Source organism: Streptomyces sp. NBC_00690 (genome assembly GCF_036226685.1).
Classification (GTDB): Bacteria; Actinomycetota; Actinomycetes; order Streptomycetales; family Streptomycetaceae; genus Streptomyces.
Window position 1 is genome coordinate 3,518,471 of record NZ_CP109009.1, and the last position, 24,224, is coordinate 3,542,694.

The following is a 24,224-nucleotide window of genomic DNA, read 5'->3' on the forward strand; positions in this document are numbered from 1 at the left end:
TCACGGGACGGGTGGTTGTGGAGGGGTCACCCGGCGACACACCGCAACCAGCGGCCGGCATCCGATGGCCGATGCGTCCGGGAGGTGCGGTGGGCCGGGGTTCTGGGCCCACCCGGGCCACTCCCCCGCATCTGGGGTGGGGTCGATCGCCCAGGCTTCGGCCAGCAAACGAACCGGACGAGCCCGCCCGGTGCCGCACTTGAGCGTTCCACCATCGGAATCGAACCGGGTTTATGCGTCGACCCATCGAGCGGATATCCCGGACGGAGGCTGCTGATCGTGTTGATGGTGACGGGGAATCCCGTTCGAGGCACAGGCCCACCGCTCATGGAAAACGGTCCGCCGGTCGCGTTCAGAACGCGATCGACGAACCGTCTTCGATACTCTTATGTGTCGTTCAGTCAGGTTCGGTATATCCGTTCGGTTTTTCAGACGGCAGCCTTCTTCAATCGGCGCCGCTCCCGTTCGGACAGCCCTCCCCAGATACCGAATCTCTCATCGTTGGCCAGGGCGTACTCAAGGCATTCCGAACGGACTTCGCAGGCGAGGCAGACCTTCTTCGCCTCGCGAGTGGAGCCGCCCTTTTCGGGGAAGAAGGACTCGGGATCGGTCTGCGCGCACAACGCGCGCTCTTGCCAGCCGATTTCGTCATCCGCGTCCTCGACCAGCAGTTGTTCGAACAGCTCGGTCATGTGCGCCCCTCGTCTGTCTTTTCGTCCCCGTGATGTTGCCGTGATCGATATCGGCCGAACGACACGAGTGAAATTACAAGTGTGTGCATCCGGGCCAGTCAAGCCGGGATCTGCTATTGGGCCCCGTATTCACTCTGCGGAACCAAGGCTATGCGGAAAGTGTTCAAATCACCAAAAACCTGACACCCGCCAGCAGGCCCGCTCCGCACTCATGCGCGCCCCCTCACCAAAGAGGACGACGCCGGGTTCGATCTTGTTGCGAACGGGCCGCCGAAGCGATCCGGATCACAGTCCGAACCCGAACCCCCAAGAGCACCGTGACCTCCACAAACCCGATGGACGCGACGAGCGCGGTTGCTGCCGCATGTGTCCCTGGCTCCCACTGAACAAACCTTTCTCCGGATTCCGTAACCGGATGAGGTGAAACATTGCCGCCAAATCGGTCATTGAGTTGACATGAAAGAGGCGAACCCGGCACCTTGGATGTCATGCCAGCCATCTCAGCGCCTCTCGCGACCCCCGCACGAGGGTTCCGCAACGCTGTCCAGGTGCGCTGTTGCTGTTGCTGTTCCAGCTGTTGATGCCCTAGCGCTCCAGCACTCTTCTCCGCCGTCTCGCTCGGCCGCAGCACCCCACCGTGTTCCTGCTCGCCGCCGTGCCCCCCACGCCGCCCGTGCACCGTTCATCGCCGAGGACCCACGCATCCCATGAACAGCGACAGCGACCTCCAGATCGCCGGCGACATCCTCGCCGTACAGCACCTCCTCCAGCCCGCGCCGGAGCACCCCTCCACGGTCTCCGACTTCGTCCGCCTCGCCCGCACCATCACCGCCGACCGCGCCCGCTGGGCCCACCTCGTGCAGTACGACGCGGCGAGCCGCTGGTACCACCGGCTCGCCGCCGGCCCGGGCCACGAGGTGTGGCTGCTGTCCTGGGTACCGGGGCAGCGCAGCGGACTCCACGACCACGGCCCCTCCTCCGGAGTGCTCACCGTCCTCGAAGGACAACTCACCGAACGCACCCCGCGCGGATCCCGCGAACTGACGACCGGATCCCAGCGCGTCTTCGCACCCGGCTACGTCCATGAAGTGGTCAACGACTCGCTCGAACCGGCCGTCTCCCTGCACATCTACTTCCCGGGCCTGACCGAAATGCCGATGCACTCCGCCCAGTGCTCCCCGGCCGCCCACGACGTGGTAACCGTCTGAACCACCACCCCGACAACGATCAGGCTTCGCCTGACAGACTGTTTTGTATGCGCATTGTGGTTTTGGCCGGCGGTATCGGTGGTGCCCGCTTTCTACGTGGCCTCTTGCAGGCCGCACCGGAGGCGGACGTCACCGTGATCGGGAACACCGGTGACGACATCCATCTGTTCGGGCTCAAGGTCTGCCCTGACCTCGACACCGTGATGTACACGCTCGGCGGCGGCATCAACGAGGAGCAGGGCTGGGGACGTACGGACGAGAGCTTCCGGGTCAAGGAGGAACTGGCCGCGTACGGCGTGGGCCCTGAGTGGTTCGGGCTCGGCGACCGCGACTTCGCCACCCACATCGTCCGTACCCAGATGCTCGCCGCCGGCTACCCGCTCAGTGCGGTCACCGAAGCGCTCTGCACGCGTTGGAACCCCGGCGTCCGGCTGCTGCCCATGTCCGACGACCGCATCGAGACCCATGTCGCCGTCGAGGTCGACGGCGAACGCAAGGTCATCCACTTCCAGGAGTACTGGGTCAAGCTGCGGGCGTCCGTCGCGGCGGAGGCGATCGTGCCCGTCGGCGCCGAACAGGCGAAGCCGGCACCCGGAGTGTTGGAGGCGATCGCCGCCGCCGACGTCATCCTCTTCCCGCCGTCCAACCCCGTCGTCAGCGTGGGCACCATCCTGGCCGTCCCCGGGATCAGGGAAGCCATCGCCGAAGCGGGCGTCCCCGTCGTGGGGCTGTCGCCGATCGTCGGAAACGCGCCCGTGCGGGGAATGGCCGACAAGGTCCTCGCTGCCGTCGGCGTGGAGGCCACCGCGGCGGCCGTCGCCGCCCACTACGGCTCCGGGCTCCTCGACGGCTGGCTGGTCGACACCGTCGACGCCGACACCGTCGCCGATGTCGAAGCCGCGGGCATCCGCTGCCGTGCCGTCCCCCTGATGATGACCGATCTGGACGCAACCGCCGAGATGGCTCGGCACGCCCTGGCCCTCGCCACGGAGGTCCAGGCATGACGGCGTACACCGTCCGTGCCCTGGCCGCGCTGCCCGAGATCGCGGCGGGTGACGACCTCGCCAAGCTGATCGCCACGGCCCGCCCCGAACTCGCGGACGGCGATGTCCTCCTCGTCACTTCCAAGATCGTCAGCAAGGCCGAGGGCCGTCTGGTTGCCGCTGACGACCGCGAGAGCGCGATCGACGCGGAGACCGTCCGGGTGGTCGCGCGACGCGGCCCCATCCGCATCGTCGAGAACCGCCAGGGGCTGGTGATGGCCGCGGCCGGGGTCGACGCCTCCAACACACCCGCGGGAACCGTGCTGCTCCTGCCCGAGGACCCCGACGCCTCGGCGCGCGGCATCCGCGACGGGCTCCGGGAACACCTCGGTGTGGACATCGGCGTGATCGTCACGGACACCTTCGGCCGGCCCTGGCGCAACGGGGTCACCGACGTCGCCATCGGAGCCGCAGGCATCCAGGTCCTCGACGACCTGCGCGGCGGCACGGACGCCCACGGCAACCCGCTGAACGCCACCATCGTCGCCCTCGCCGATGAACTCGCCGCCGCCGGTGACCTGGTCAAGGGAAAGACATCCGGGCTCCCCGTGGCGGTCATCAGCGGTCTGGGGCACCTGGTCGACCCCGCCGGAGACGACAGCGCCAGCCTGCTGGTGCGCCCGGCCGCCGAGGACATGTTCCGGCTGGGTACGTCCGAGGCAGTACGGGAGGCGGTCACCCAGCGGCGCACGGTGCGCGATTTCACCGATGAACCGGTGGACCCCGCGGCGGTCCGTCGTGCTGTTGCCGCGGCCGTCACCGCACCGGCGCCCCACCACACGACCCCCTGGCGCTTCGTGCTGCTCGAAACCGCCGCAGCGCGCCGGGAACTCCTCGATGCCATGCGCGACGCCTGGATCGCCGATCTGCGACGCGACGGCAAATCGGAGGAGTCCATCGCCCAGCGGGTGCGCCGCGGGGAAGTTCTGCGCAGAGCGCCCTACCTCGTCGTGCCCTGTCTCGTCATGGACGGTTCGCACCACTACGGAGACAGCCGCCGCGACACCGCCGAGCGGGAGATGTTCGTCGTCGCCACCGGTGCCGGGGTACAGAACTTCCTGGTGGCGCTCGCCGGTGAACGGCTGGGCTCGGCCTGGGTGTCGTCGACCATGTTCTGCCGTGATGTCGTCCGCGAGGTGCTGGGGCTGCCCAACGACTGGGACCCCATGGGCGCCGTGGCCGTGGGGCACGCCTCAGCGGCGCCGAAGCAGCGGCCCCCGCGGGATGCCGCCGCGTTCATCGAGGTGCGCTGACCACCCTGGAAGGCTCGCTGACCACCTAGAAGGCTCAGAGCAAGCCGATGTCGACCCGCGGCATCTTGGGCTTGCGGCGCGCCGGTACCCGACCGCTGAGCAGGATCAACCGAGCGGCGCGGTGGCGCTGTCCGGCATACGGAGCCAGCAGTTCCAGCATGGCGGCGTCATCGGCGTCCCGGTCGCCCGCCAGGGCGTAGCCGACGATGCCCGGTAGATGCAGGTCACCGACCGTCAGGGCGTCGGGGGCACCATGGCTGCGCTGGATGGTCTCGGCGGACGTCCAGGGGCCGATGCCGGGAACCAGTTCCAGCCGCCGCTGGGCCTGCTCGGGGGCGAAAGTGACCGCCTCCTCCAGCCGCCGTGCCACCCGCACCGCACGCAGGATGGTGGACGCCCGCTTGTCGTCGACACCCGCCCGGTGCCACTCCCACGAGGGGATGAGCGCCCAGGTGCGCGGTTCGGGAACCACGTACAAGCCGTTCATGGGGCCGGGGGCGGGCTCGCCGTACTTGCGCACCAGCAGCCGCCAGGCGCGGTACGCCTCGTCCGTGGTGACCTTCTGTTCCAGGACGGAGGGGATCAGGGATTCCAGCACCAGTCCGGTACGGGTCAGCCGTAGCCCCGGCCGTCGGTGGCGCGTAATGGCGAGAAGACGGTGTCTCGGTGTGAGTGCGTCCGGGTCGTCGGCGGCTCCGAGCAGCGCGGGCAGCCCGTCCAGAAGCCACTCGGCGCCGGGGCCCCACGCCTGCGCCCGGACCTCCGACCGGTCCGTGCCCACGGCGACCCTGAGCGTGCCGGGTCCCTGCGGAGTGCGACTGGTCCGCCAGAAGGAGCCGTCCGGGGCAGCGCGATAGGTGGGATCGGCGGGTCCACGCCGCAACGGGGTGAGTACGAGCGCCAGGTCGAGGGGCCAGGGAGGGGTCCAGTCGCGCGCCAGGGTGCCCTGTCCCTCAGCGGGCTGCTGCACACGGGCCTGCCGGGGCGGGACGGCCTGCCCTGAGGCGCGCTGACCACGGGCACGCTGGCCCGGTGGGCGAGCCTCTGGTTCGGGTGTGAAACGGCCTGACACGTGGGTCCTCGGTGGTAGCTGGTGCTACCGAGGGTAGGTGTTGGGGTCGGCTTCCCTGGCATCGCGGGATGGCGCAGGGCCATCGAGGTGCCCTCGATCGCGGGGGGCGCGGGTCACGACGGGCGCAGAGGGCCGCCCTGCCGTACGCGGCCACGACGGTCGCACAAGGCCCTACACGGCCTACACCGCCACAACAAGTGTTCAGGTCGTACGGGGTCGGCTCCCGAGGGCTGACCCCGTACGGCACCTGCCGCATCCCCGACGCGGCAGGTGCTCCCGACTCCCCGGGGCTACTGGTCGGACGAGAAGCGGACCGCACCGGCCGGCAGGGTCGCGTCGCACCACACCCGGGCGCCGTCACGCAGTTCGTTGTCCGCGCCCACGACCGCGCCGTCGCCGATGACCGCTCCCGACAGCGCGACCCGAGCGCCGATCCTCGCTCCCACGCCGATCAGGGACGAGGTGATCACGGCGCCTTCTTCCACCACCGCTCCCGCCAGCACCACACTTCCGTCGATGCGAGCCCCGGGGTGGACCACGGCGTCCTCGCAGACGACTGTCCCCCCGGTCAGCTTGGCGTCGTCCGCCACCGAGGCCGACTCCAGGACCAGGCGGTCACCGCAACGTCCGGGCACGGCGGGGGACGGAGCGCGACCCAGCACCAGATCGGCCGAGCCACGGACGAAAGCCTGCGGGGTGCCCAGATCCAGCCAGTAGGTCGAGTCCACCATGCCTTGCAGATGAGCGCCCGCCGCGAGCAGTTCGGGGAACGTCTCCCGCTCCACCGACACCGGTCGCCCGGCGGGGATGGAGTCGATGACGGATCGGCGGAAGACGTAAGCCCCCGCATTGATCTGGTCGGTGACGATCTCTTCCGGGGTCTGCGGCTTCTCCAGGAACGCGGTCACCCGACCGCTGTCGTCCGTCGGCACCAGTCCGAAGGCCCGCGGGTCAGTGACCCGCGTCAGATGCAGGGACACGTCCGCGCCGGACGTCCGATGGGTGTCCACCAGGGCTCGGATGTCGAGTCCGGTGAGGATGTCGCCGTTGAAGACCAAGACGGGTTCGTCCGGTCCGGACCGCAGTCGTTCGGCGACATTGCGGATCGCTCCGCCGGTGCCGAGGGGTTCGTCCTCGGTGACGTACTCCAGGCTGAGCCCAAGTGAGGAACCGTCACCGAAGTACGGCTCGAAGACCTCGGCCAGATAGGAGGTCGCCAGCACGATGTGCTCGACCCCCGCGGCGCGTGCCCGCGCCAACTGGTGGGTCAGAAAGGGGACGCCCGCGGCCGGAACCATCGGCTTCGGCGTGTTGACCGTGAGTGGCCGCAGTCGCGTGCCCTTGCCTCCGACCAGGAGGATCGCTTCTGTCACCTTTGTCGTCTCTGCTTCCTGTTCAAGGCCGGAGTGGTCATCCGTTCGAGACCGGCAAGTCTATGCAGTGGAAATGCCGTGGTTGGTACGTTTCCGGATTGTCAGCGTCCCTGGTAGTCGGCGGAGGCGCTCCGGATGGCGCCGAGTTTGCCGTACAGGCGGGCGCCCGGACAGTCGGTGACGAAGGCGTTCCGATGTCCGGCGATGACGTTGAAGCTGACCTTCTTGCCCTTGGCGTACTTGCCGCTCCCCCCTGAAGTCAGCGTCACCTTGGCCTTCGGATTGCGCTTGAACAGCCCGAGCTTCCAGGCGGTCAGCCTGGCGACCGCGGTCACGGCTGCCGCGGGCGGATTGGTGCGACTGTATGTGCCGAGCAGCGCGATTCCCATGCTGTTGCTGTTGAAACCGAGCGTGTGTGCCCCGAGCACCGCTTTGGTCACGCCTCCTGCGCGGCCTTCGTAGATGTTTCCGCACTTGTCGATGGCGAAGTTGTAGCCGAAGTCACGCCAGCCGCTGCTCACAACGTGGTAGCGGTAGATACTGCGGAGGACGGATGGTGCCTGCTTGCAGGTGTAGCTGTTGCCCGTGGCGCTGTGGTGGACGAATGCGGCTTTGACCGTCGATGTGTAGGCGAACTTCTTCTCCCGGAGCGACTCGTCCGCGCCCCACCCCTTGCGGGTGGTGATCTTCGGACGGGGCCCGATGAACGGAGCTGCGGCCTCCGCTTTCGGTGCGGGCTGGGAGGTTTGCTGCGGCTGACCGGTGTCCACGCCCGCGGGCCTGCCCACGAGGTTCCACACGTCCGTGAGGTCGGGCAGGTACGACGTGCCCGGCACGGTGGCGCTACCGGGTTCGTCCTTGGCCCGCAGAACGCGCGGGCGTTCAGCGTCGGTCGCCGGCGGGTCGGCGCCGGGGTCGACGAGTTCGAGCCGCAGCCCGTCGGGCAGTGCCTTCGGATGCGGGTCGTCCGGCCGTACGCGCACTTCGACGCCGTCGGACGCCCCGACCCACAGCGGGGCGGTCGCCCCTCGGGTGCGTTCCGATCTGGCCTCGGCCGTGTCGGGGTCGGCACCGTGTTCGTGGGTGTGCGTCTCCACGTCCTGCCAGGTCGACCAGCGGCCGGTGGCGAGCGTCCGGGTGCGTACCTGGACCGTGCCCGCAAGTTCGGCTGCCGGGTTCTCCCACACCACACCGACCAGCGAGAACGGGCTGATGCCCACGGTCCGCAGCTCCCGTTCTCCGGTGGGGGCCAGAGAGCGGTTCGTCGAGGGGGAAATCGGCAGGGAGCGGGTCGAGCCGGGGGTGCCGGGGGTCGGTTCGAACGCGGACCGACCCGGTGCGGCGTCGGCCGCGGTCGGCACTGAGGCGGGCGGGGGCGGCGCGGCCAGTGCGGGCATGGCCAGCGGGAGCGAGAGCGGAAGGACGAGCGCGGCTGAGGCCGCGACACCGATCGGGGAAGCCAGGAATCCACGCATACGGACGATCGTGGTCCGTGCTGCCCGACCTCGCTCGTTGGGAAACTGACGGCTCGTCGGTCCAACCGGAGTACGCAGTCACCGGTACGGCGGTTCGGCCGCGGAGCCCTGCGCGTAGGCTTGCCGCGATGAATGCCAGCGACCTTACCCCTGCCGACCTGCTGCGATCCGCGCTCGCCGCGGACCCCACTCGTCCCTTGGTCACGTTCTACGACGATGCCACCGGTGAGCGCGTCGAATTGTCCGTCGCCACCTTCGCCAATTGGGTGGCCAAGACGGCGAATCTCCTTCAGGGCGACCTCGCCGCCGAGCCGGGTGACCGGCTCGCGCTGTTGCTGCCCGCGCACTGGCAGAGCGCTGTCTGGCTGCTGGCGTGTTCGTCTGTCGGCGTGCTGGTCGATGTGGGGGGTGACCCGGCGCGGGCGGATCTCGTCGTCAGCGGGCCGGACACCCTTGAGGCTGCGCGGGCCTGCTCCGGCGAGCGGGTGGCCCTGGCGCTGCGCCCGCTGGGCGGCCGTTTCCCGCAGACTCCGGCGGGCTTCTCGGACTACGCGGTGGAGGTGCCCTCACAGGGCGACCGTTTCGCTCCCTATGCTCCCGTCGACCCTGCGGGACCTGCCCTGTCCGTCAGTGTGGATGGAATCGATCTGAACGGTACGCAGGTGGTGGAGCGGGCGCGCGCCGATGCCGAGGCATTGGGGCTCAAGAGCGGCTCCCGACTGCTGTCCGGACTGGGCTACGGCGATTGGGCCGGTCTGTCGGCGGGGCTCTACGCTCCTCTTGCGGTCGGCGGTTCGGTGGTGCTGTGCCGCCATCTGGACCAACTGCCGCCGGACGGTCTCACCCAGCGGATCGACAGCGAACGCATCACCGACACTGCGGTATGACAACCCCTGGGGGGTCACCCATGTGGCCCACCCTCGGGCCGGGTCCCTCGGCCCGTGCCCCCAACTCCGGTAGATGATCGGCGAAACGCAACTCTCAACGCACAACCATGCGCGAGGTTCAGCCGTCTAGTCCTGCGATCGACGGTCCAGCGCGCCGCCGACGCCATGAAGGATGGACGCAGACGTGACCGACAGTGCCGGCACGCCGACCGGATCGGACGGTCAGGCATCTGACTCCGATGCCGAGCGCGCGACAGATGCGGAGAACGACTCCGCGGCGGCCGGCAAGGACTCCCCGCCGTCCGGCGAGTCCGCCGCGCAGGCGCCGACCGATCCGACGCCAGGGCCGCACGGCTCGACCGATGCCTCGACCGAAAGCCGGGCAGCAGGCGCGGAAGACGCAGCAGGCCCGGAACTCCCAGAGGCAGAAGAAGCAGAAGCAGGGGGCGCTGAGCCCACCCCGGACCCCGGCTCTCACACCGACCCCGGTACGGACGCGGATTCCGACCGCGATACAGCTCCTGATTCCGACGCAGATGCCAACAGCGACACCGACAGCGACGCCGATACCGATGCGGGTCGGGAGGGCACTGCCCCGACCGCCGAAGGCGAACGCCCCGGGGACCGGCCGGAAGCAGAAGTACCGCCCGAGGGGGCGGACGCCCCGGCCGCCCTGCTGGCCGTGGAGCCCAAGGTGACCCCCGAGACGGCCGCGGTCCCCGACCCCTCCGGTGGCGACGGCGCCTCGCCCCCCAAACGCAAGCGCATCTGGTTGCGTTGGGCCGCGCTCGGCACCTCCATCGTCGTCCTCGCGGCCTCCGGTGTGGCCTGGTGGTTCTACACCAAGCTCGACGGCAACATCACCACGGACACCACGGCCGCCGCCGAACTGCGCACGTACGAGAAGGAGCGGCCCACACCACTGGTGCTCGACGCGCAGAACATCCTGTTGCTCGGCTCGGACACCCGTGCCGGCAAGGGCAACAGCAAGTACGGCCGCGACGAGGGCGGCAGTCAGCGTGCGGACACCGCGATCCTGCTCCACATCGCGGCGAACCGACAGAGCGCAACGGCGATGTCCATCCCCCGCGATCTGATGGTGACGATCCCCAGTTGCCGCAAGGCCGACGGCTCGCGCACCCGCAAGCAGTTGGCCCAGTTCAACTGGGCCTTCATGTTCGGTGGCGCGGCCTGTTCGATCCGTACGGTGGAACTGATGACCGGGGTGCGGATGGACCACCACATCGTGGTGGACTTCCGCGGCTTCAAGAAGATGGTCGACGCGGTGGACGGCGTCGAGGTGTGTCTGAAGGAACCCATCGACGACAAGGCGGCCCGGTTGAAGCTTGCGGCCGGACACCAGACCCTCGACGGCGAGGAGGCGCTCGGTTTCGTCCGGGCGCGCAAGACGCTGGGCGACGGCAGCGACACCGAACGAATGGAGCGCCAGCAACAGTTCCTCGGTTCGCTGGTGAAGAAGGTCAAGAGCAATGGGGTGCTGCTCAATCTGACCAAGCTCTATCCGGTGCTGGACGCGGCGACCAAGTCGCTGACCACTGACCCCGGCCTGGATTCCTTGCGGGACCTCTATGACCTCGCCCAGTCGGTACAGAGCATTCCGACCGAGAAAGTCCAGTTCCTCACCGTTCCTCGACAGCCTTATTCAGCCAATCGGAATCGGGACGAACTAGTACAACCAGATGCCCGGCAACTCTTCAAGAAGCTACGCGAGGACACCCCCATCACGGTGCTTCCCCGTGGCAGTCGGGACGAGAGCGACAAGAAAGACAAGGCGAGTCGGAAGCCGGATGGAACGACGTCGGCGAACCCTACTCCGAGCCCGAGTTTCACCGGCACAAACGCAGCGGAGGGCCTGTGCGGGTAAAGCAATGACCAAACTCTGCCCCACTCTCTATGTGGATTGGGTGGATTGCCCGGTTGTAAGCAGCGTGGAATTTGTCACGGGCGTCGACCCACGCTGAACTGGGCGGATAGTGTGGCGCGATCCGGTACTCCGGCCCCGCGTCGTAGAGCACTGCTGGATCGAGAGACGAGCGCCGTTCGGGGGGGAGGCGCTTCGCGTGGCAGCGACGGAGGATTCAGGCAACCGTGGATGCGCAGAGCCGTGGGCGGGCGGACGAGGTCGACCCCGCCGACCAGTGGGTACTCAACCCGCAGACCGGCAATTACGAACTGCGATTGGATCAATCCTCAGCGCAGTCGTCGACCGCGCCGTCTGCCGGCGGCAGATCGAAGCCTCCGTCAGGTCGCGGCAGTCGTTCCGCCTCACGGACACCCGGGCCGCGCAACGCTGAGGGCCGCAGGTCAGCAGGGGGACGCAAGACGTCGGCCCCGGCGAACGAAGTGCCCCCGCAGCGTTCGCGGCGCTCGGTCGACGCCTCCGGCGGCAGCGCAGCAGCCGCAGCGGGGCGTCGCAAGCGCAAGCAGCAGAAGTCGGGGAAGAAGAAGGCCCTGATGTGGACGGGCGGGGTCGTGGCCTTCGCCATCGTCGTCGGCGGTGCCGGAGCCTACTTCGTGTACTCCAAGTTGGACGGCAACCTCAACACCATCGACATCAAGGGCGCGGGCAGCGGCGGCTTCAAGAAGGACCAGGCCGTCAACATCCTGGTCATTGGAACCGACAAACGGACCGGCGCGGGCAATGGGTCCTACGGCGACCGCAACAGCCCCGGGCACGCGGACACCACGATCCTCTTCCACGTCTCCAAGGACCGCACCAACGCGACCGCGCTCTCCATCCCCCGTGACCTGATCACCGACATCCCCGCCTGCGAGACCAAGACGGACCAGGGCACCAAGACCGTCCCCGGAACGCCCAGGACCCGTTTCAACGAGAGTCTGGGCCAGTCGGAGCGGGACCCCGGCTGCACCATGCGGACCGTCAAGGAACTCACCGGCATCGAGGTCGACCACTTCATGATGGCCGACTTCAACGCCGTGAAGACGATGTCCACCGCGGTCGGCGGGGTCGAGGTGTGTCTCGACAAGGACATCGACGACAAGAAGTCCAAGCTTAAACTTCCCGCCGGCAAGCACGTGCTCAAGGGCGAGGACGCCCTCGCTTTCGTCCGCACCCGCCACTCCGTGGGCCACGGCGGCGATTTGAGTCGCATCGAGATCCAGCAGCAGTTCCTGAGTTCGATGATCCGCAAGATGAAGTCCGGCGACACGCTCAGCAGTCCCACGAAGATGTGGGATCTGGCCAACGCGGCGACCAAGGCCCTGACCGTCGACACCGGCATAGGCAGCATCAAGAAGCTCCAGGACCTCGGTATGGAGCTGGCCAAGGTGAACCCCAAGAACATCACCTTCGTCACGGTCCCGGTGCTGGACAACGACGGCGCGACGGTCATCCTCAACGAGAGCCAGGCACGACCGCTGTTCTCGATGATCCAGAGCGACACCTCCCTGACGGAGGTGGAGCAGAAGGAGAAGGACGCGAAGAAGAAGCAGCAGAACCAGTTGGCCGGCAAGAGGGCCCCGGTGGGCGATGTCCGGGTGAAGGTGTTCAACGGCAGCGGCACCCAGGGAGCGGCCGGCACCACACTCGACTGGCTCCAGAACCAGAAGCGGGTCCTGAAGTCCAGCAACGAGGGCAACGCGCCGCAGAAGCTCCCCCGGACGATTCTGGAGTACGCACCGAACCAGGCGGACCAGGCCCGTACGCTCGCCGATCTGATGGGGCTGCCGGCCACAGCGCTCAAGCAAGGCACCAAGGACGCCCAGGGGCTCGAAGCGATGACGCTCACCCTCGGCGCCGACTTCAAGGGCGTAGGAGTGCCCATCTCCGGACCGGCGAAGGCGCCGGAAGGAGTCAAGACCGTCGAAGCCGACAAACAGGTGTGTGCCAAGTGACAGGGGACTCCCCCGTCATACGCCATGCATGACAGGGGGACCAGTGCGACAAGAACGCGTGCGGGGAAAGGGGACGCGATCAAGCGTCCCGCACGCCCGCGATCGGGGCTGGGACGACAGTCTCTACGCGCACGACGGTACGCCGAAGGACGCTGAGGGTCGGGCCCGCTTGCGGCTCGACGACGAGCACGACGCGAACGGCGGCGCCCGGGCTGGTGCCTCCGCCCGCCGTCGCAAGGGTGGCAAACGCCGCGTACTGCGCTGGGTGGCCGCCGTTCTGTCGCTTCTGATACTCGGCACGGCGGCGGCCGGTTACCTGTACTACGAGCACCTCAACGGCAAGCTCAAGAAGGACGATCTGACCCTCGGCGGCAAGATGCCCGAGCACAAGGCGAACGCCGCCGGCCAGACCCCGCTGAACATCCTGCTGATCGGCTCGGACGCGCGGAACACCAAGGCGAACCAGAAGCTCGGCGGGGCCAAGAACACCTTCAACAGCCCGCCGCTCGCCGATGTGCAGATGCTGGTGCACCTGTCGGCCGACCGCTCGAACATCTCCGTGATCAGCATGCCCAGGGACACCCTGGTGAAGATTCCCAGGTGCGTCGACCCCGACAGCGACAACGTCTACCCCGCCACCGGGCTGAAGGCGGCGAACGAATCACTCGGCCGCGGGGGCCCGGGCTGCACGGTCGCCACCTGGCACCAGTTGACCGGCATCACCATCGACCACTTCATGATGATCGACTTCGCCGGCGTGGTCTCGATGGCGGACGCCATCGGCGGAGTCCCCGTCTGCGTCGACCAGAACATCAAGTCCCGCAACAGCAGGGGCCAGGGTTCGGGCCTGACCCTCACCAAGGGCACGCACCCGGTCAAGGGCGAGCAGGCGCTCCAGTGGCTCCGTACGCGCTACGGGTTCGAGGACGGCACCGACCTGGCCCGCACCCGCGCCCAACACATGTACATGAACTCGATGGTCCGGGAGTTGCGGCGCAACACCAAGCTCACCGACCCCAACAAACTGCGCAAGCTCGCCGAGGCGGCGATCGGGGCGCTCACCGTCGACGAGGGCATCGACTCGGTGAAGAAGCTCTACGACATCGGCAATCAGCTCAAGAGCGCACCGACCGGCCGGATCACGATGTCCCGGGTACCGAGCCGGTACTCGGAGTTGCCCGGGTTCCGGGGCAAGGTGGAGCCCATCCCCGGCGAGGCGGAGCAGTTGTTCCGGCTGGTCCGCGAGGACATTCCGCTCGACGGCAAGGGCGTCACCGCACCGAAGCCGAAGCCGACGCCCGTGTCCCAGGACCCCGCTGCCGCCCCCGGGGAGATGGCGGTCAGAGTGCAGAACGGCACGGGCACCGACAGCCAGGCGCCCAAGCGCGGTCGGGCCGCGGAGATCTCCAACCTGCTGCACGGCAAGGGCTACACCAAGGCGTACACCAACCAGACCAGGAACCCACAGGCCGAGACCGTCGTCCACTACGGCGGTCCGGAGTTGGAGGGTGACGCCCAAGCGGTCGCCAAGGCCCTGGGGCTGCCGGTGACTTCGGCTAAGAAGTCGACGGACGTCACCGGGATCGCCGTGGTGGTGGGTGCGGACTGGCGCGAGGGCGATGTCTATCCGAAGAAGGAAGCCCCGAAGGACAACACCACCCCGGCCGAGGCCAAGGCACTACGGGGCGACGACGAGAGCGCCTGTATGAAGGTGCAGCCGGGGTACACCTGGTAGGAGGAAGACGCATGGGGCCGGGTGCTGAGCACCCGGGCCCTCTTCGCTGGCTGCTACCCCGTCCGGCCCGAACGCGGTCCGGCAGGAAGGGTACGGATCAGGCGGACGCGGTCCGGACCGCGGGGCGGCGGCTGGCGATGACCTTCTTCGCCAACGACCGCGGGCTGGTCAGGAAGCCGAAGCCCCACGACATATGCATGGTGGCGAGGGCCACCGGAATCTGGAGCCGCGCCTTCAGCGGCAGCCCCTTCCCCGCGGGCATCGAACCCGCGACGATCGCCGCCAGATAACCACCGGGGACCACAAACCCCCAAGGGGTGAGCGCGGCGCCGACGAGGGTGCCGGCCGCGATCGCGACGACCGCGGTCGGTGGGGCCAGATAGCGCAGATTGATCGAGCCCTGGTGGTAGCGGGCGACGACATGGCGCCAACGACCGTAGTCCTTGTACTGCTTGGCGAGGGCCCGCACGGAAGGGCGCGGACGGTACTGGACGCGCAGTTCGGGCGAGAACCAGATCTGACCGCCCGCCTCGCGGATACGGAAGTTCAGCTCCCAGTCCTGGGCGCGGATGAACTCCTCGTTGTAGCCGCCCTGCTGCTCCAACGCCTCGCGTCGGAAGACGCCGAGATAGACGGTCTCGGCGGGGCCTGCGGCGCCACCGGTGTGGAAGGCCGCGTTGCCGACACCGATCTTGGAGGTCATGGCGGCGGCGACGGCGTGCTCCCAGTCGTTCTCGCCCTCCGCGTGCATGATCCCGCCGACGTTCTGGGCTCCGGTCTCCGTCAGGAGCCGCACCGCGGTGGCGATGTAGTTCGCCGACAACATCCCGTGCCCGTCGACGCGTACCACGATCGGGTGACGTGACGCCTTGATGGCGGCGTTGAGCGCGGCCGGCGTGCGCCCGGTGGGGTTGGGGACGGTGCTGACGCGGGGGTCCTCGCGGACGAGTTCGGCGGCGATCTCGTCGGTGCGGTCCGTGGACGGTCCGAGCGCGATCACCACCTCCATTTCGCCGTCGTACTCCTGCTCAAGGATGTGGCGGACCGAGTTGCGCAGATGCCGTTCCTCATTGAGGACCGGCATGATCACGGAAACGGGAGGCGTGGCGTTCATCGCCTGCCACGTTACCGCGAATGGGGGATGTGGAAGCGCGCCGGGCGAGCCGGTGCTGTTGACCGCAGATCGTATGGGCCTACGGTGTGCTGGATTCCCCCTACTGGTCCACTCTTGTCCCCCTCGCCCACCCCGTCCGCCCTGCTCACTGCACCCGCCCCGTTCACTCCGTCCGCCCTGTTTGCAGAGATCTCGCAGCTTCCGTCCGCCTCCTTCCCTCCGTCGCTTCCGTGGTCCCCGCATGGGGCGTGCAGCCGGTCGTCGTACGAAGGCGCTGTCCGTTCGATGCCGGGCTCGGCGACCCGACAGATCGTGGCTCGATCACCCGTTCGCCCCGTCACGTCCCGCTCTCGCCACCCGCGGAGGTGTCCCCCTCGTGCCCATGCCGCCCCCTTCCCCGCGTCCCCGACCACGTCCAGGGCCCCGGCCCCGGACCAGACGGCCGGTGATCCGGCCGCGCTGGGGGCTGCGGGTGGCGACCACCCTCTCCATGTTGGTGCTGGGGGCCGGCGGCATCGGGTACGGGCTGATGAACGGGCTGGACACCGGGATCAGCCGGGTGGACCCCTTCCGCGATATGAAGAACCGGCCCGAGGCCGGGCACGGCATGAATCTGCTGCTGGTGGGCACCGACGGGCGCGACCGGATCACCGCGGAGGAGAAGGAGAAGTACCGGCTGGGTGGGGCGCCCTGCCATTGCACCGACACGATCATGCTGGTGCACATCTCGCGGGATCGGAGCCGGGCGAGCGTGGTGAGCCTGCCGCGCGACAGCTATGCGGAGATCCCCGCGCACACGGACCGCAACAGCGGCAGCATCCATCGTCCGCATCCGGTGAAGCTGAACGCCGCCTACGCGGAGGGCGGGCCCGCGCTGACCGTGCGGACGGTCGAGCAGCTCACCAAGGTCAAGATCGATCACTATCTGGAGGTCGACTTCACCAGCTTCATGAAGACGGTCGACGCGATGGGCGGGGTGGAGATCTGCACCACGCAACCGATGAAGGACTCCTACACCGGGCTTGACCTGGCCGCCGGCTCCCATCGGCTCGACGGCGGCGAGGCCCTCCAATACGTGCGCTCCCGGCATGTCGACGGCGCATCCGACCTGGGCCGGATGCAGCGCCAGCAACGGTTCCTCGCCGCCCTGATCAAAAAGGCGACCGGCAGCGGGGTGCTCCTCAACCCGGTGAAGTTCCGCCAGGTGACCTCCGCCATGCTCGGCTCCGTACGGGCCGACAAGGGGTTCGGCACCGATGAGATGCTGGCGCTCAGCCGGGCGATGCGCGGCTTTTCGATGTCCTCGTCAGAATTCGCATCGGTACCGATCGGCTCGATGGGGCCGATCGACGGCGTCGGCTCCGCGGTGCGGTGGGACCAGGCCAAGGCGCAGCGACTCTTCCAGATGCTCCGTGAGGACAAACCGCTCTCACGGACTCGTGCGAAGGGGAAGAAGGCGAAGCTGGTGGATGTCTCACCCCAGCAGATCCGGGTGCAGGTCTACAACGGGACGCGCGCCGAGGGCCTGGGACGGAAGGTGGATGCCGCGCTGAGGTCCACGGGCTTCGACACCACACGCGCCCCTCTCAACGGCGCCGCTGCGGAGGTGGATCAGACGGTCGTCTCCTATGACCCCCGCTGGGACCGATCGGCGCTTTCGCTGGCCACGGCGCTGCCCGGATGCCGGATGCAGCCGGTGCCCGGACAGGGACGGACGCTCAAGGTGACGGCGGGGAGCGACTATCAGGGTGTTGTGCCGGTCCGGGCGCAGGACGCCTACCAGGGCGAGTTCGGTGCCGTCACCGGCGATCAGGTCGTGTGCCCCTGAGCAGGGCAGGGGAGCGCCCCGTTCACCGCATCCGGTCAGTCCTCGATGCCGTCGGCGGCCCGCTTCTCCCGGAGTTCCATGATCGCTCGGCGGCGGGCCAGGCGATGGGTGCGCCGGATCTGGGCCTCCTGGTAGCGCCGGTTGTCCCGCTCGGTCTCGGGCATCACGGGCGGTACGGGCCGGGGCTTGCCGTCCGCGTCGACGGCCGCGAAGACGAGGTAGGCGGAGCCGACCTGCTGCGCGGGGGTCGATTCGTTCCACCTCTCGGCCAGCACTCGTACGCCGACCTCCATCGAGGATCGACCGGTCCAGTTCACCTGGGCCTTCACATGCACCAGATCGCCGACCCTGACCGGCTCCAGGAAGACCATCTCGTCCATGGAGGCCGTCACGGCGGGCCCGCCCGAGTGCCGCCCCGCGACCGCACCGGCGGCGTCGTCCACCAGCTTCATGATCACACCGCCGTGCACGGTCCCGAGGAGGTTGGTGTCCGAGCCGGTCATGATGTGGCTGAGAGTGGTACGGGAAGCGGACGTCGGCTTGCCCGGTATATCGGGGTCGGTGCGCTGGGCCTGGTCTGTCATGCCCTCCACCCTAAGCGGGACGTTTCACCAGGTCTCGCGCGGGCGAACCCGACCGTACGGAGACGACGGACGCAGGGTCCTGTGCGATCTCCCGCCGTCGGGCCTTCGGGAGCAGCGCGGTGCGCGCCGACGGCTTCCCGGGCGTACGGTGGACCGCTGGGGTGGGTGAGGCTGGAGCGCGGTGCGAGCAGAGCGAGACGGGGCCACCCGGCCCACGTGCTGCGACCAGGCCCGTAAACCTTCCTGGTGCATTGCATCAGCTTGGCAACAGGCCCGGCCCGATTCCTCTTCCACCCTGTTGGTGCCGGCCCGACCCCCGGCACACTTACCGGCATGAACGATTGGCCCGAAGGATACGGACGCGGCAGCCAGGGCTCCCAGCCCGAAGGCGCTCGCGCGATGCGCCATGTGCAGCGACGACCGGTCCCGCAGCAGCAGTCGCAGGGACATGACGACGGTCATAGTGCCCCGTACGACAGCGGCTACAACACGGGCCAGGTCTACGGCTCCCCCGCCGGACGGGCGAATCGTCAAGATCCCCAAGGTGGTCAGCCCGCGTACGGCGGACAGGGCAACCAAGGGGGGTACGACAACCAGGGCGGCTACGGCAACAACGGTGCTCCCCCGCCGCCGCCCGCCGGCCCGCCGCGTCCCGCACCGGACTGGAGGCGCCGGATAAAGATCGGGTCGCTGGTCCTGGTCGGCTCGCTCCTCGTGGTCTCGATCGGCACCTACTTCTGGGCCGATTCCAAGATGAAGCGCGAGGTCGATCTCGCCAAGGTCATCGAGAGACCGAGGGAGAACGACTGCACGACGTATCTGATCGTCGGCTCCGACAGTCGAGAAGGCATGTCGGCCGAGGACAAGAAGCGGCTGCGCACCGGTTCCGCCGAGGGCAAGCGCACCGACTCGATGATGATCCTCGCCGAGTGCTCCAGCGGAAACACCATGATCTCGCTGCCGCGCGACTCCGACGTGGAGATCCCGTCGTTCAAGGGCTCGGAGTCGGGCAAGCTGTTCGAAAACACCGGCCGGCGGGTGAAGTTGAACGCCGCGTACGCCGAGGACGGTCCTGAACTGCTGGTGCGCACGATCGAGCACAACACGGGTCTGCGGATCGATCACTACGCGGAGATCGGTTTCGCGGGCTTCGCGCAGATCGTGGATGCGATCGGCGGGGTGGAGTTGGACATCCCCAAGGCGTTCAAGGACAAGAAGTCGGGCGCGGACTTCCAGGCGGGCAAGCAGACGCTCGACGGCGAACAGGCGCTCGCGTTCGTACGGACCCGCTATGCGTTCGGCGAGGGCGATCTGGCGCGTACGAAGAACCAGCAGAAGTTCCTGTCCGCGCTCGCCAGCCAGACGGCCACCCCGGGGACGGTCCTCAACCCGTTCAAGCTCTATCCGGTGATGGGCGCGGGGCTGGACACGGTCGTCGTCGACAAGGAGATGTCGCTCTGGGACCTGAGCCAGATGTTCTTGTCGATGAAGAGCGTCACGGGCGGCGACGGCAAGTCGATGAACATGCCCATCTCGGGCAACCGCGGCGGCAATCTGGTCTGGGACAAGACCAAGGTGAGCCAGTTGGTCAAGCAGATCCAGAACAACGAGAAGGTGACGGTGTCGGGCAACTGACCGACTGAACCGTTCGCGGGCCCGCCCTACCGGGGCGGGCCTTTGCATGTGCTGGACGGCGCGTCGATCGAGGGACGGCCCGCGCCCCGCCAGCATCTGGTCCTGTACGAAGCACAGTTACTGTCGTGCGTTCCTCAGTCGTCCTCAGTCGTCGCTCAGTTGCCCTCAGTCGTCGCTCAGACGGCGTGACGGCCGTTCACCGAGGCCGTCGGGCGACGACTGCGCCTGCCGGGCGATCACCGCCCTGAGCTCATGGCAGGCGGCGGCAAGCCGAAAGTCCTCGTCCTGCGAATCGGTGAACTCGAAGCTGTGGCCACCGGGATGGAGCGCGAAGAGGGAGCACACCTCGTTCTGCGCAACCGACTTGCGGTTGTGGGATGCCGAACGGGCTTCGACTGGGACGGTGTTCGGACCGGATGCGCGACCACGAGCGGAGCAGTCGGGCTGGATGACCACTAATTCGGGCGTGTCGCCCTCGGCCCAGAGCGCCCACATATCCCCGCTGTCGGGGTCGTCGAGTTGCCATACGACGTCGTAGTGCCAGCCGGTTGCATGCGCCTCCAACGGGCAGCGGAGAACCGTCTCCAACTCCTCGGGGTCACGCGCCGCGGGAGTGGCGTCCAGGACGAGCGACACCAGGCCCAGGGGCATCACCGCCCGCGCCCCACACATGCGTCTCTCCCCGCCATCCGTTCGATCCGTCATGTCAAAGCTCCCCATCTGCTCATGGCATTGGCCTGCGCAACGTCCGCACTCATCGCGTCCGAGGCCCTGGCAGGAGCGAGGTCCTCGACCCGAGCCGCCCACTCCCGCCCACCGTTGAGCGGCCGAACCCGGTACTCCGCCCCCACGTGCCCCATCACCTGCCCCACCCGCTTGCAACAGGCATCCCGCACGATGTCCCCCGCCCGTGGCTCGTACGGGTGCTCCCGCGCACCCGTCTCGGCCAGGTCTTCCATCTGTTCGTGGGAGATGCCATTGCCGTTCATGGCCAATTACCACCCTTCGCCAACGAAATTATGTCTGTGTGTAATCAGATGAACACGGATTGCCATGTGCTTGCTGTGCTTGAGCTGCGGCCGTTCGAGTGCGAGCCATCGGATGAGCCTGGATCAAAGTGCGAATCATGAGGTCATACGCATGAGCGATGAAGTTTCCTCAGAGAAATCGAATCCCTTGCACTCCTCGACCGGAACGCCGAAGAGTCACGCCGGGCCGACGAGGGGAGGCTCGCGCTGGAGCGCCGGCCACAGATGAGTGAGCCGGCGCTGACTGCGGCCGGCTTCCTGTTCCGTCAACCGTGATCGCTTGACCCCCGCGGCTCCCCTCGGGAGCATCGACTCACACGCGGCCACGGGCAGGGCGAGACTCCCGCCGGTTCCTGAACTGGCCTGCCCGGTCGCGTAGACGAAGTGGCAGGGGCCGCTCGGATGGCAGAGGCCGTTCCGGGCGGGGAGAAGGGCCAGAGGTTCTGATCGGCGTACGACAACAGCCCCCGGCATCGCGCCGAGGGCTGTTCCGTCTGTGCAGGTCAACAGCTGCTTCAGCGCTGTGCCTGGTCGGGGACTACAGCGGGCCACCCAGGAACGGTCCCGATCGGGCCACAGTGGCAAGAAGCGGCAGAAGTTCCGTTTTGCCCCCTCAAGAGGCTCTACCCTGCGAAAACCCGCTACGGCAGGTTTCGCGCCATCACGATTCGCTGGATCTGGTTCGTGCCCTCGTAAATCTGGGTGATCTTGGCGTCGCGCATCATGCGTTCCACCGGGTAGTCGCGGGTGTAGCCGTAGCCGCCGAGCAGTTGGACGGCGTCCGTGGTGATCTCCATGGCCGCGTCGGATGCGTAGCACTTGGCCGCGGCGCCGAAGAACGTGAGGTCGGCGTCCACCCGCTCGGACTTGGCTGCCGCCGCGTAGGTGAGCTGGCGGGCGGCCTCCAGTTTCATCGCCATGTCGGCGAGCATGAACTGCACGCCCTGGAAGTCGCTGATCGGCTTGCCGAACTGCTTGCGCTCCTTGACGTACCCCTTGGCGTAGTCGAGGGCGCCCTGAGCGATGCCCAGCGCCTGGGCGGCGATGGTGATGCGGGTGTGGTCGAGGGTCTTCATGGCCGTGGCGAAGCCCGTGCCCTCCGCGCCGATCATGCGGTCGGCGGGGATGCGGACGTTGTCGAGGTAGACCTCGCGGGTCGGGGAGCCCTTGATGCCGAGCTTCTTCTCCGGTGCGCCGAAGGAGACCCCGGCGTCGGACTTCTCGACGACGAAGGCGGAGATGCCCTTGGAGCGCTTGTCGGGGTCGGTGACGGCCATCACCGTGTAGTACTCGGAGACGCCCGCGTTGGTGATCCAGCGCTTCACGCCGTTGAGGACGTAGGAGTCCCCGTCGCGCACCGCCCGGGTCTTCATGCCCGCCGCGTCCGAGCCCGCATCGGGTTCGGAGAGGCAGTACGAGAACATCCCCTCACCCTTGGCGAGCGGGCCGAGGTAGCGCTTCTTGAGGTCCTCCGAACCGGAGAGGACGAGGGGGAGCGAGCCGAGTTTGTTGACGGCGGGGATCAGCGAGGACGAGGCGCAGACCCGGGCGACCTCCTCGATGACGATGACGGTGGCCAGCGCATCGGCGCCGGCGCCGCCGTACTCCTCGGGTACGTGGACCGCGTGCAGGTCGTTGGCGGTGAGGGCATCCAGCGCTTCCTGCGGGAAGCGGGACTCCTCGTCAACGGCAGCGGCGTGCGGGGCGATCTTGGCCTCGGCCAAGGCGCGGATGGCGTCCCGGAGCATGTCGTGCTCCTCGGACGGGCGGTATAGGTCGAACTCTGAGCTCCCGGTCGATCCGGCCACGTTCTGTCACTCCCCAAAGAAGCTAACTACCGTTAAGTAACCTATTTTAGTGGTGCCTCTCCCCCCGGCGTACGTGAGCTACGCGACAGGGGCAAAGCTGCCCTCGGAGGTGCCCGACTATGCTCGGGTCGCATCCCTCAGAGCTGTTTGGAGCACCCATGGCCCTCAAGATCACCGTGATCGGCACCGGCTACCTCGGGGCGACCCATGCCGCGGCCATGGCGGAGTTGGGTTTCGAGGTGCTGGGGCTCGATGTCGTCCCCGAGAAGATCGAGATGCTCTCGACCGGCAGAGTGCCGATGTATGAGCCCGGTCTGGAAGAGCTGCTGGCCAGACATGTCGCCGGCATCGAGGGGTCCAGTGGACGGCTGCGCTTCACGACGTCCTGGGAGGAGGTCGGCGAGTTCGGCGATGTCCACTTCGTCTGTGTGAACACCCCGCAGAAGCGCGGAGAGTACGCCTGCGACATGAGTTACGTGGACGCCGCCTTCTCCTCGCTCGCCCCGCGGTTGAAGCGCGGCGCGCTGGTCGTCGGCAAGTCGACCGTGCCGGTCGGCAGCGCCGCGCGGCTGGCGAAACTGCTGGCCGAGCAGGCGGCCGAAGACGTCGAGCTGGCATGGAATCCGGAGTTCCTGCGCGAGGGCTTCGCCGTGCAGGACACCCTGCGCCCCGACCGGATCGTCGCCGGTGTGGGCAGCGAGCGCGCGGAGAAGCTGCTCCGGGACGTGTACGCCACGCCGATCTCCGAGGGGTCCCCCTTCGTGGTGACGGACTTCCCGACGGCCGAACTGGTGAAGACCTCGGCGAACTCCTTCCTCGCCACCAAGATCTCCTTCATCAACGCCATGGCCGAGGTGTGCGAGGCCGCCGACGGTGATGTGGTGAAGCTGGCGGAGGCCATCGGCCACGACGAGCGCATCGGGTCCAAGTTCCTACGGGCCGGGATCGGCTTCGGTGGCGGCTGTCTACCCAAGGACATCCGGGCCTTCATGGCGCGTGCCGGCGAGTTGGGCGTGGACCAGGCCCTCACCTTCCTCCGGGAGGTCGACTCCATCAACATGCGTCGCCGCGGGCACATGGTGGAGCTCGCCCGGGAATCCGTGGGCGGCGGGTCATTCCTCGGAAAGCGGATCGCGGTCCTGGGCGCCACCTTCAAACCCGACTCGGACGACGTACGCGACTCCCCGGCCCTCAATGTGGCCGGGCAGATCCACCTCCAGGGCGGCCAGGTCACCGTCTACGACCCCAAGGGCATGGCGAACGCCGAGCGTCTCTTCCCGACCCTGGGGTACGCGGAAACGGCCCTGGAGGCGGTGCGCGGTGCGGACGCGGTGCTGCACCTTACGGAGTGGCGTGAGTTCCGTGAACTCGACCCGGCGGAGCTGGGCGAGGTGGCGAGCGCGCGGATCGTGCTGGACGGGCGCAATGCCCTCGATCCGGTGAAGTGGCGCGAGGCCGGCTGGACGTATCGCGCGATGGGGCGTCCCACCGCCTGACCCGGTCCGACACGGTCCGGCACGGTCCGACACGAGAGAGTCCCGGGTGGGAGCGAGATAGGCGTCGAGCCCATCTCCGGGCGCAGGACCGTCGCAGTGACCGCGTGAGCTTTCAGT

At 68.0% G+C, this 24,224-nt stretch carries 19 protein-coding genes; 10 read left to right on the plus strand and 9 right to left on the minus strand.

The genetic code is table 11. The features are described 5' to 3' along the window. Positions 1 to 428: 428 nt before the first annotated feature. The gene (locus OID54_RS15405; protein WP_006348971.1) at positions 429 to 692 is read right to left on the minus strand and encodes a WhiB family transcriptional regulator; all 264 of its coding nucleotides are present in this window, start codon (positions 690 to 692) and stop codon (positions 429 to 431) included. A 707-nt stretch (positions 693 to 1,399) separates the two neighbouring features. On the opposite strand from OID54_RS15405, the gene OID54_RS15410 reads away from it, so the two are divergent. From OID54_RS15410 to OID54_RS15420, 3 genes are read left to right on the plus strand one after another with little or no spacing between them, the layout of a single operon-like run. Beyond that, complete coding sequence (locus OID54_RS15410; protein ID WP_329019819.1) at positions 1,400 to 1,900, plus strand: cysteine dioxygenase; 501 nt, start codon at positions 1,400 to 1,402, stop codon at positions 1,898 to 1,900. Positions 1,901 to 1,947: 47 nt separating this feature from the next. After that, complete coding sequence (gene cofD / locus OID54_RS15415; RefSeq protein ID WP_329019822.1) at positions 1,948 to 2,904, plus strand: 2-phospho-L-lactate transferase; 957 nt, start codon at positions 1,948 to 1,950, stop codon at positions 2,902 to 2,904. Beyond that, complete coding sequence (locus OID54_RS15420) at positions 2,901 to 4,196, plus strand: coenzyme F420-0:L-glutamate ligase (protein WP_329019825.1); 1,296 nt, start codon at positions 2,901 to 2,903, stop codon at positions 4,194 to 4,196. Before cofD ends, OID54_RS15420 begins: the two co-directional genes overlap by 4 nt. 34 nt (positions 4,197 to 4,230) lie before the next feature. Here the strand turns inward: OID54_RS15420 and OID54_RS15425 are convergent, their stop codons facing one another. From OID54_RS15425 to OID54_RS15435, 3 genes are all read right to left on the minus strand, one after another. Then, positions 4,231 to 5,268: a DNA-3-methyladenine glycosylase family protein gene (locus OID54_RS15425; protein ID WP_443055594.1), complete on the minus strand. Its 1,038-nt coding sequence runs from the start codon at positions 5,266 to 5,268 to the stop codon at positions 4,231 to 4,233. 290 nt (positions 5,269 to 5,558) lie between these two features. Further along, positions 5,559 to 6,641: an NDP-sugar synthase gene (locus OID54_RS15430; protein ID WP_329019833.1), complete on the minus strand. Its 1,083-nt coding sequence runs from the start codon at positions 6,639 to 6,641 to the stop codon at positions 5,559 to 5,561. Between the two features lie 101 nt (positions 6,642 to 6,742). Beyond that, on the minus strand, positions 6,743 to 8,116 hold the full coding sequence (locus OID54_RS15435; protein ID WP_329019837.1) for a peptidoglycan recognition protein family protein: 1,374 nt from the start codon (positions 8,114 to 8,116) through the stop codon (positions 6,743 to 6,745). A gap of 128 nt (positions 8,117 to 8,244) precedes the next feature. Here OID54_RS15435 and OID54_RS15440 point away from each other — a divergent pair, with 128 nt between their 5' ends. The 4 genes from OID54_RS15440 (at position 8,245) to OID54_RS15455 (ending at position 14,614) form a co-directional block, all read left to right on the plus strand. Next, entirely contained in the window at positions 8,245 to 9,003 is a 759-nt protein-coding gene (locus OID54_RS15440; protein ID WP_329019842.1) for a TIGR03089 family protein, read from the plus strand. Between the two features lie 184 nt (positions 9,004 to 9,187). Next, positions 9,188 to 10,888: an LCP family glycopolymer transferase gene (locus OID54_RS15445; protein WP_443055595.1), complete on the plus strand. Its 1,701-nt coding sequence runs from the start codon at positions 9,188 to 9,190 to the stop codon at positions 10,886 to 10,888. A 224-nt stretch (positions 10,889 to 11,112) separates the two neighbouring features. Beyond that, positions 11,113 to 12,879 (plus strand): LCP family protein, encoded by a 1,767-nt coding sequence (locus OID54_RS15450; RefSeq protein WP_329019845.1) that lies wholly within the window; start codon positions 11,113 to 11,115, stop codon positions 12,877 to 12,879. 28 nt (positions 12,880 to 12,907) lie between these two features. Continuing rightward, positions 12,908 to 14,614, plus strand: coding sequence for an LCP family protein (locus OID54_RS15455; RefSeq protein ID WP_443055596.1), 1,707 nt, complete (start codon positions 12,908 to 12,910; stop codon positions 14,612 to 14,614). Positions 14,615 to 14,711: 97 nt separating this feature from the next. Here OID54_RS15455 and OID54_RS15460 read toward each other — a convergent pair whose 3' ends face one another. After that, entirely contained in the window at positions 14,712 to 15,728 is a 1,017-nt protein-coding gene (locus OID54_RS15460; protein WP_329019849.1) for a glycosyltransferase family 2 protein, read from the minus strand. 382 nt (positions 15,729 to 16,110) lie between these two features. On the opposite strand from OID54_RS15460, the gene OID54_RS15465 reads away from it, so the two are divergent. Then, positions 16,111 to 17,556, plus strand: coding sequence for an LCP family protein (locus OID54_RS15465; RefSeq protein ID WP_443055778.1), 1,446 nt, complete (start codon positions 16,111 to 16,113; stop codon positions 17,554 to 17,556). A 35-nt stretch (positions 17,557 to 17,591) separates the two neighbouring features. Here the strand turns inward: OID54_RS15465 and OID54_RS15470 are convergent, their stop codons facing one another. Then, entirely contained in the window at positions 17,592 to 18,140 is a 549-nt protein-coding gene (locus tag OID54_RS15470; RefSeq protein ID WP_329019852.1) for an acyl-CoA thioesterase, read from the minus strand. A gap of 333 nt (positions 18,141 to 18,473) precedes the next feature. Here OID54_RS15470 and OID54_RS15475 point away from each other — a divergent pair, with 333 nt between their 5' ends. Next, positions 18,474 to 19,775 carry an LCP family protein gene (locus OID54_RS15475; RefSeq protein WP_329019855.1) on the plus strand — a complete coding sequence of 434 codons (1,302 nt, stop codon included), beginning with the start codon at positions 18,474 to 18,476 and terminating at the stop codon, positions 19,773 to 19,775. A gap of 165 nt (positions 19,776 to 19,940) precedes the next feature. Here OID54_RS15475 and OID54_RS15480 read toward each other — a convergent pair whose 3' ends face one another. The 3 genes from OID54_RS15480 to OID54_RS15490 all read right to left on the minus strand — a co-directional run bounded on the left by OID54_RS15480 (position 19,941) and on the right by OID54_RS15490 (position 22,611). Continuing rightward, positions 19,941 to 20,480 carry a hypothetical protein gene (locus tag OID54_RS15480; RefSeq protein WP_329019857.1) on the minus strand — a complete coding sequence of 180 codons (540 nt, stop codon included), beginning with the start codon at positions 20,478 to 20,480 and terminating at the stop codon, positions 19,941 to 19,943. Then, positions 20,477 to 20,764, minus strand: coding sequence for a hypothetical protein (locus OID54_RS15485; RefSeq protein WP_329019860.1), 288 nt, complete (start codon positions 20,762 to 20,764; stop codon positions 20,477 to 20,479). Before OID54_RS15485 ends, OID54_RS15480 begins: the two co-directional genes overlap by 4 nt. Before the next feature lie 680 nt (positions 20,765 to 21,444). Continuing rightward, positions 21,445 to 22,611: an acyl-CoA dehydrogenase family protein gene (locus OID54_RS15490; RefSeq protein WP_329019863.1), complete on the minus strand. Its 1,167-nt coding sequence runs from the start codon at positions 22,609 to 22,611 to the stop codon at positions 21,445 to 21,447. Positions 22,612 to 22,769: 158 nt separating this feature from the next. Between OID54_RS15490 and OID54_RS15495 the strand changes: the two genes are divergently transcribed. Further along, entirely contained in the window at positions 22,770 to 24,107 is a 1,338-nt protein-coding gene (locus OID54_RS15495; RefSeq protein ID WP_329019866.1) for a UDP-glucose dehydrogenase family protein, read from the plus strand. Positions 24,108 to 24,224 lie beyond the last annotated feature (117 nt).